This window comes from Saccharothrix sp. CCNWYY140, from assembly GCF_037401995.1.
GTDB lineage: Bacteria > Actinomycetota > Actinomycetes > Mycobacteriales > Pseudonocardiaceae > Actinosynnema.
In genome coordinates, this window is sequence record NZ_JBBEGC010000224.1 from 1 (window position 1) to 6673 (window position 6673).

Consider the following 6673-nt stretch of genomic DNA (forward strand, 5'->3'; position numbering starts at 1 on the left):
CAGCCCGGCCCGGCCCGGCCCGGCGCAGCCCGGCCCGGCGCAGCCCGGCCCGGCGTGGCTCGGCGCGGCGTGGCTCGGCGCGGCCCAGGCCAGCCCGGCCCGGCCGCAGCGTGGCCCAGCCCGGGCTGGCCTGGCGCGGCTTGGCTCGTGCGCGGGCGTGGCCTCCGGCCCCCGAGTCGATCATCGCACGAGCCACCGACAATCCCGGCGGAGTGGGCCGGCGAGCAGTTGCGCTCGATTTTGGCGGGGTCGGCTCAGCAGTTGCGTTCGGCGTCGGCGGGGTCGACTTCGGCGGAGGCGGCTTGAGCAGGAGCGGGGGCTGCTTCGGGGTGGGTGGCTGCTTCGGCAGAGGCTGCTTCGGGGTGGGCGGCTTGAGCGGCGGCGGCAGCAGCGGCGGCGGCCTGGTCTCGGGCGTAGCGGATGCCTGAGGATTCTCGGCGGGCCAGGCGGCGGACGGCCGCGAAGGCCGCGTCGCCGAGGACCGTGCCCAGGACGACGATCTCCATCGCCGCGTCCTTGGTGGCCCCGCTCAGCGCGTAGTCCAGGTCCTGCTCGGCCAGGGGTCGGGCAGCGCGGGCGTAGCCCTCCAGCTGGTCCACGAAGGACTCGTGGCCCAACTCCCGCGCGGTCGCGATGACCTGGACCAGGGACTGGAAGGCGTCCGAGGCCGGGCGGTAGGTCCAGCCCTGCCCCTCGACGAACGCCCTCGCCTGGGCGTGCGCCACCTCGTCGGTCGGGGCGGCGTTGGTGCCGATCACGGCTCGCTCGACCGTCCCCATCGCCTTGTGCAGGGACTTCTCCGGGTCGTCCAGCGCACCCAGCACCTCCCGCACCGCCGCGATGGACAGGCCCCCGGCCTCCACCAGCGCCCGCACCAACCGCAGGCGGTGCAGGTGCGCGTCGCCGTAGCGGGCCTGGTTGGGGCTGGTCAGCTCGCCCGCGGGGAGCAGGCCTTCCCGCAGGTAGTACTTGATCGTCGGCACGGGCACGCCGGTCCGGCGGCTCAGTTCCGCGATGCGCATGCGCCCTCGATTCCTGAGACGGCTCTCAGAATGGGTAGTGTAGATATCCGATAGTGGAGAGTCCCACTATCCATAAGGAGCCGACATGACCCGCTTCCTCCGGTGGCACCCGCCGCTGATGCTCTTCTCCCTGCTCATGGGCGCCCTCACGGTCGTGAGCGCGATCGGCCTCGTGGTCGACGACCGCATCCTGGTCGGGTCCCCGATCTGGCTCAAGCCGTTCAAGTTCGGCATCTCCCTCGCCCTGTACGGGGTCGCCCTCGCCTGGATGCTCACCTTCGCCACCCGCCTGAAGAGGCTCACGCGGTGGGCCGGCACCGCGGTCGCCGTCGGGCTGACGGTCGAGATGGTGGTCATCGTCGGCCAGGTCCTGCGCGGCCGGCGCAGCCACTTCAACGTCTCGACCGACTTCGACACCACCCTCTGGCTCACGATGACGTTCTCCATCATCGTCGTCTGGGTCATGCACGCGATCATGGCCCTGGTCCTGGCGTTCTCGCGGTTCGAGAACCGGCCCGCCGGGCTCGCGATCCGCCTCGGCCTCGGCATCTCGCTGCTCGGCCTCAGCCTGGGCATGCTGATGACCCGGCAGGACAGCGGCGTCGAGGGCGTCGCGGGCGCGCACAGCGTGGGCGTGCCCGACGGCGGACCCTCCATGCCGGTCACCGACTGGAGCACGACCGGCGGCGACCTGCGCATTCCGCACTTCATCGGCATCCACGCCCTCCACGTCCTCCCGCTGCTGGTCGTCCTGCTCGGCCGGCGCGCCAACCTGCGCGTCATCTGGGTGGCCGCCGCGAGCTACCTCGGCCTGACCGCCCTGACCACCTGGCAGGCCCTGCGCGGCGAGCCGCTGCTGCGACCCGACGCAGCCACGTTGACCGCATTCCTGGTCCTCGTCACCGCGACCGCCCTCGCGGGAGCCTGGGCACTGCGCACGACACCGAGCACCGCCGAGACCAAGGAGCCCGTGGCCGCATGAGCCAGTTCCTGTTCGACCTCGCCTTCCCGCTCGCCGTCCCGTTCTGGGCGCTGATGGTGTTCGCCCCGAAGTGGCGCTGGACGCACCGGATCGCCTCCTCGCCGCTGATCGCCGCACCCCTGGTGGTCGTCTACACGGTCCTGGTCGCCGGGCACCTGCCGGAGTTGTGGGCGACGATGAGCGTCCCGAGCCTGGAGGGGGTCAAGGCCTTCCTGAGCACCGAGTGGGGCACCTCCGCGCTCTGGGCGCAGGTGCTCGCCTGGGACCTGCTGATCGGCGCGTGGATCTACCGGGAGGGTCGTCGGCTGAACCTGCACCCGCTGCTCATGGGACCCCTGCTGGTCTTCACGATCATCCTGTCGCCGTTCGGGTTCGCGCTGTTCCTGATCATCCGGGCGTTCTGTGACACACCCGACAGGGCGACCACTGTGGTTACCGGCGAGTAACAGGGTCTAGAGTTGCTGTTACCGATCGGTAGGAGTCGCGCCCCGCCCGATCGGCGGGATGAAACGTCACCACAAGTAGAGGAGACGCCGTGGCCGCACCAGTAGCGCCGGCACGCGTTCGAAACGTGGTCTTCGTGGACGGTGTGCGGACGCCGTTCGGCAAGGCCGGCCCCAAGGGAATCTTCGCGGAGACCCGTGCCGACGACCTGGTGGTCAAGGTGATCCGCGAGCTGCTGCGCCGCCACCCCCAGCTGCCGCCGGAGCGGGTGGACGAGGTCGCCATCGCGGCCACCACCCAGACCGGTGACCAGGGCTTGACCATCGGCCGGACCGCGGCGCTGCTCGCGGGCCTGCCCAAGTCGGTGCCCGGCTACGCCATCGACCGCATGTGCGCGGGCGCGATGACCGCCGTCACCACCGCCGCCAGCGGCATCGCGTTCGGCGCGTACGACGTGGTCATCGCGGGCGGTGTCGAGCACATGGGCCGGCACCCGATGGGCGAGGGCGTCGACCCCAACCCGCGGTTCCTGGCCGACAAGCTGGTCGACCCGTCCGCGCTGGTCATGGGCAACACGGCGGAGAACCTGCACGACCGGTACCCGCACATCACCAAGGACCGCACCGACGCGTACGCCGCGGCCTCGCAGGCCAAGTACGCCGACGCGCTGAAGAACGGCAAGATCGGCCCCGAGCTGGTGCCGGTCGCCACGCGGTCCGCCGAGCACGGCTGGGGCCTGGCCACCGCCGACGAGCCGCCGCGCCCGGGCACCACGGTCGAGGACCTGGCCAAGCTCAAGACGCCGTTCCGCCCGCACGGCCGGGTCACCGCGGGCAACGCGGCGGGCCTGAACGACGGCGCCACCGGCTGCATCCTGGCCGACGAGGAGACCGCCACCGAGCTGGGCCTGCCCATCGGCATGCGCCTGGTCGGCTACTCCTTCATGGGCGTCGAGCCCGAGGTCATGGGCGTCGGCCCGGTGCCCGCGACGGAGAAGGCCCTCAAGCGCGCGGGCCTGACCATCGAGGACATCGGCCTGTTCGAGATCAACGAGGCGTTCGCCGTGCAGGTGCTCGCCTTCCTCGACCACTTCGGCATCGCCGACGACGACCCGCGGGTCAACCAGTGGGGCGGCGCGATCGCGACCGGCCACCCGCTGGCGTCCTCGGGCGTGCGCCTGATGACCCAGCTGTCCCGGCAGTTCGCCGAGCGGCCGGACGTGCGCTACGGCATCACCACCATGTGCATCGGCATCGGCATGGGCGGGACCGTGATCTGGGAGAACCCGCACTGGAACGGAGAAGCCAAGTGACCACGTTGACCGCCGACGAGGCCAAGGCCCTCTTTCCCGACGAGGTCGTGACGGTCGCCAAGACCCGCCTGGTCGCCGTGCCGGGGCTTTCCGGCCCAGTCGCGCTGATCACGCTGGACAACGGCCACGACCACACCCGGCCGTCCACGTTCGGCCCGCAGTCGCTGGTGAGCCTGAGCAACGCCTTCGACGAGGCCGCGGCGGCGTCGCCGGTGGCCATCGCGGTGACCGGCAAGCCGTTCATCTTCGCCGTGGGCGCGGACCTGACCGCCGTCGAAGGCGCGTCGGCCCGTGAGCAGGCGCTGACCATCGGCAAGCTCGGGCACGACGTGTTCCGCAAGTTCACCGAGTCGACGGTCCCGACCTTCGCCTTCGTCAACGGCGCGGTCATGGGCGGCGGCCTGGAGCTGGCGCTGTCGTGCCACTACCGGACGCTGGCGGCCAACGCGGCGGCCATCGCGCTGCCCGAGGTGTTCCTGGGCCTGTTCCCGGGCTGGGGCGGCACGCAGCTGCTGCCGAACCTGATCGGCGCGAACGACGCGGTCACCGTGATCTTCGAGAACGCGCTGAACCAGAACAAGATGCTCAACCCCAAGCAGGCGCTGGACCTGGGCATCGCGGACGTGCTGTTCGAGTCGGCCGACTACCTCGAGCAGTCGCTGCTGTGGCTGGCGAAGGTCGTCACCGGCGAGGTCGTGCCCGCGCGTCGCGAGATCGACCGCGGCGAGGGCTGGGACGCGGCCGTGGCCCGCGCCCGCGCGATCGTCGACGGCAAGACCAAGGGCGCGGCGCCCGGTGCCCTGAAGGCGCTGGAGCTGCTGGAGCTGGCCCGCGAGAACGACCTCGACCGCGGCTACGCGGCCGAGACCGAGGCGCTGGCCGACGTCGTGATGAGCGACGAGCTGCGCGCGGGCCTGTACTCGTTCAACCTGGTGCAGAAGCGCGCCAAGCGGCCGGCCGGCGCGCCGGACAAGTCGCTGGCCCGCAAGGTCACCAAGGTCGGCATCGTCGGCGCGGGCCTGATGGCCTCCCAGATGGCGCTGCTGTTCGCGCGGCGGCTGGAGGTGCCGGTCGTGCTGACCGACATCGACCAGGCGCGGGTGGACAAGGGCGTCGGCTACGTCCACGGCGAGATCGACAAGCTGCTGGGCAAGGGCCGCGTGTCGCAGGACAAGGCCAACCGCCTCAAGGCGCTGGTGTCCGGCTCGCTGGACAAGGCCGCGTTCGCCGACGCCGACTTCGTCATCGAGGCCGTGTTCGAGGACCTGGGCGTCAAGCAGAAGGTCTTCGCCGAGGTCGAGGAGCACGTGTCGCCGGAGGCGGTGCTGGCCACCAACACCTCCTCGCTGTCCATCACGGACATGGCGGCCGGCCTCAAGCACCCCGAGCGGGTCGTGGGCTTCCACTTCTTCAACCCGGTCGCGGTCATGCCGCTGCTGGAGATCGTCCGCGCGGCGCAGACCGACGACGCGACGCTGGCCACCGCCTTCGCGGTGGGCAAGCAGCTGAAGAAGTCGTCGGTGCTGGTCAAGGACGCGCCGGCGTTCGTGGTGAACCGGCTGCTGACCCGGTTCATGGGCGAGGTCGTCAAGTCCATCGACGAGGGCACGCCGTTCGAGGTGGCGGACAAGGCGACCGAGCCGCTCGGTCTGCCGATGTCCCCGCTGGTGCTGCTCCAGCTCGTGGGCGCGCCGGTCGCGCTGCACGTGGCCGAGACCATGAACCGCGCGTTCCCGGACCGCTTCGGCGTGTCGGAGAACATGAAGGCGTTCGTGGCCGCGGGCAAGAACGCGGTGTGGCAGTGGGACAACACGGGCAAGCAGACCGTGGACCCCGAGGTGCAGGAGCTGTGGCAGTTCGGCGACAAGCCGCTGACCGGTGAAGAGGTCAAGGCGCGGGCGCTGGAGGCGCTGGCCGAGGAGATCCGCCTCATGCTGGACGAGGGCGTGGTCGCCGAGGCGCAGGACATCGACCTGTGCATGATCCTGGGCGCCGGCTGGCCGTTCTGGCTGGGCGGCATCACCCCGTACCTGGACCGCTCGGGCATCTCGGAGAAGGTGACCGGCAAGCGTTTCCTCGCTCCGGGCGTGGCCTCGGTCCCGGCCTGACGTTCCACCCTTCGCGCCCGGTCGTCCCTCATCGTGGGACGGCCGGGCGCGGTGCGTTAGCAGCAATTCCCTCTAGCGAGTGCCAACCCCCGCGCACCCGGGTGAGGAACACTCACACCGGTTTCGCTTGGCCGATCTTGGTGCACATGACCCCGCACCGCCGAAGAACCCGAGCCCGCCGCCCCCGCCCCGACCCGCTGCGGGTGGAGGAACTGGTCGCCTTCCTGAGCACCGACCGCCGCTGGCGCGACGAGGTGGCCACCCGCCTGGTGTCCCGCCTGGACCAGCGCCTGGTCCGGTCCGTGCGGACGTGGGGCTGCCGTCCCATCGCGCACGTGGCCGAGGAACTGGACAGCCAGGCCTGCGTGGACCTGGGCCCCAGCGCCCCCTACCAACTAGCGAAGGCCGTCTACGGCCAAGTGCACTTGCGAGGCGCAGCCCGCCTCCGCCAAACCGCCCGCAGCCTGCGCGTGCTGGGCATGTACCTGTGCGGCAACGACCTGTCGCAATGCCCGTGCACAGTCGCCCTGGCCCGCGACCCGCAACAGGACCAGGTGGACCGCGTGGTCACCGGCGCTCTCGACGGTGCCGGCTTCTAGCGCGGGCCGCGCCGGCTTCTAGCGCGGGCCGCGCCGGCTTCTAGCGCGGCTGCGCATGTGCCCCCACCGGACGCTCTCCGCTGCACCCCGGGCGGCGAAGCCGCTTTCGCTTGCCGAGCGGCAGTCCACCGGGGATGACACAAGCAAGAAGCCCCCGCAGTTGCAGTTGGGTCATCCTTGGTGGTCTGCCCGCCGGCGAGGCTCTT

7 protein-coding genes are annotated in these 6673 nt (G+C 71.2%); 5 read left to right on the forward strand and 2 right to left on the reverse strand.

The features are described from left to right. A partial coding sequence (locus WBN91_RS38720) for a hypothetical protein (RefSeq protein WP_337729443.1) occupies window positions 1–196 on the reverse strand: 196 nt, incomplete at its 3' end. 58 nt (window positions 197–254) lie between these two features. Then, entirely contained in the window at window positions 255–1022 is a 768-nt protein-coding gene (locus WBN91_RS38725; protein ID WP_337722984.1) for a MerR family transcriptional regulator, read from the reverse strand. An 85-nt stretch (window positions 1023–1107) separates the two neighbouring features. Between WBN91_RS38725 and WBN91_RS38730 the strand changes: the two genes are divergently transcribed. The 5 genes from WBN91_RS38730 (at window position 1108) to WBN91_RS38750 (ending at window position 6467) form a co-directional block, all read left to right on the forward strand. Further along, on the forward strand, window positions 1108–2004 hold the full coding sequence (locus tag WBN91_RS38730) for a hypothetical protein (RefSeq protein WP_337722985.1): 897 nt from the start codon (window positions 1108–1110) through the stop codon (window positions 2002–2004). Next, window positions 2001–2450 (forward strand): ABA4-like family protein, encoded by a 450-nt coding sequence (locus WBN91_RS38735; protein WP_337722986.1) that lies wholly within the window; start codon window positions 2001–2003, stop codon window positions 2448–2450. The genes WBN91_RS38730 and WBN91_RS38735 overlap by 4 nt, the downstream gene beginning before the upstream one ends. A gap of 89 nt (window positions 2451–2539) precedes the next feature. Then, window positions 2540–3760, forward strand: a complete 1221-nt coding sequence (locus tag WBN91_RS38740) for a thiolase family protein (RefSeq protein ID WP_337722987.1) — start codon at window positions 2540–2542, stop codon at window positions 3758–3760. After that, a complete protein-coding gene (locus WBN91_RS38745; RefSeq protein ID WP_337722988.1) occupies window positions 3757–5868 on the forward strand; it encodes a 3-hydroxyacyl-CoA dehydrogenase NAD-binding domain-containing protein in 2112 nt (703 codons plus the stop codon). The genes WBN91_RS38740 and WBN91_RS38745 overlap by 4 nt, the downstream gene beginning before the upstream one ends. Before the next feature lie 146 nt (window positions 5869–6014). Further along, window positions 6015–6467 (forward strand): hypothetical protein, encoded by a 453-nt coding sequence (locus WBN91_RS38750; protein ID WP_337722989.1) that lies wholly within the window; start codon window positions 6015–6017, stop codon window positions 6465–6467. The last annotated feature ends 206 nt before the right edge of the window (window positions 6468–6673 follow it).

Coding starts and splice junctions, on each gene's coding strand:
- WBN91_RS38725 (WP_337722984.1), bottom strand. CDS start 1,022: ATGCGCATCGCGGAACTGAGCCGCCGGACCGGCGTGCCCGTGCCGACG.
- WBN91_RS38730 (WP_337722985.1), top strand. CDS start 1,108: ATGACCCGCTTCCTCCGGTGGCACCCGCCGCTGATGCTCTTCTCCCTG.
- WBN91_RS38735 (WP_337722986.1), top strand. CDS start 2,001: ATGAGCCAGTTCCTGTTCGACCTCGCCTTCCCGCTCGCCGTCCCGTTC.
- WBN91_RS38750 (WP_337722989.1), top strand. CDS start 6,015: ATGACCCCGCACCGCCGAAGAACCCGAGCCCGCCGCCCCCGCCCCGAC.